Genomic DNA, 1,000 nt, shown 5'->3' on the forward strand with positions numbered 1-1,000 from the left:
AGTGGGCCTGCCGCTCGCCTCCGGCGACAGCTCGACCTCGCCGCCGCCCTCCGGTGCGCAACGTCTGTTGCAGCAGCAAGTGAGCACAGGCTCAGCCGGACAATTGCAACAGGCCATCATGGCGGCGCGACCGCGCAAGCGCGGCAGGAACGCCCATGCGCGCAGCGGCATGCAGCAATCCACGCCGTCGACGTCGGTCTCGACGTCATCGGGCACGTCACAGTCCAGCACGCTCGCCAGCCAGCTACCTGCCTTCGTCCAGAACTTCTTCCAGCCGAACCTCAGCGGAAACGCTTACAGCATCACGGTGAACGGTCTTTCGAACGCCCTTACCGTGGGCAGATCGAACAGCTTGACCGCTGGCCTGAGCATGTCATCGGTCATCGGCGAGTCCACCAGCTTCGTCACCGGCAACGAGAACGACTTCAACGTCGGCAACACGTTCGGCGTCAACGTCGGATCGAATGAGGTGTTTCACACGAGCGATGTCAGCACCCTCGGAAGCGTGGTGACCACGGCCGGCAACGCGGTCAACAACACGGGCTTCTGGTTGGCGAATACCGGCACGATGGTGGGGCAGAACGGCGCCTCGATCACCGAAACCGGCGTGACCATCGTCAAGGTCGGCTATGAAGTCAAGTGGTGAGCCGGCGGCCACGCAGAAGCCAGTGACACGTTGATCGACCTCACCCATAGCACGGAGCAAGGCCACCATGCGAACCGTTTAAGGCAAGTCCGCCACCAGCGGCCGACCCACCAGGTCGGCCGACAGCATCCGGGGTGCGCGCCGCAAGAGACGCGGCGCCAATCAGGATGACTTACTCAACACACGTGTCTAAGCAACGATCCGATTCTCACAAGAGACCGACATGACCCAGATTGTGACTGCCTACAGCGAAGGATTTGCTTCCGGCACCCTCAGTTTCCGTTCCATGACAGGTAACGAAGCCCTTTCCACGCTCTTCGACTTCGAGGTGCAGCTCGTCTCCAGCGATGCCTC

Annotated in this window: 1 protein-coding gene; it reads left to right on the plus strand. The window is 61.9% G+C overall.

What is annotated here, in order from left to right:
* Window positions 1-646: hypothetical protein (locus tag QCE63_RS35510; RefSeq protein WP_309839941.1), on the plus strand; the 646-nt coding region annotated here is incomplete at its 5' end.
* Window positions 647-1,000 lie beyond the last annotated feature (354 nt).

The sequence above is a fragment of the Caballeronia sp. LZ065 genome (genome assembly GCF_031450975.1).
In the GTDB taxonomy this organism is placed as follows: Bacteria; Pseudomonadota; Gammaproteobacteria; order Burkholderiales; family Burkholderiaceae; genus Caballeronia.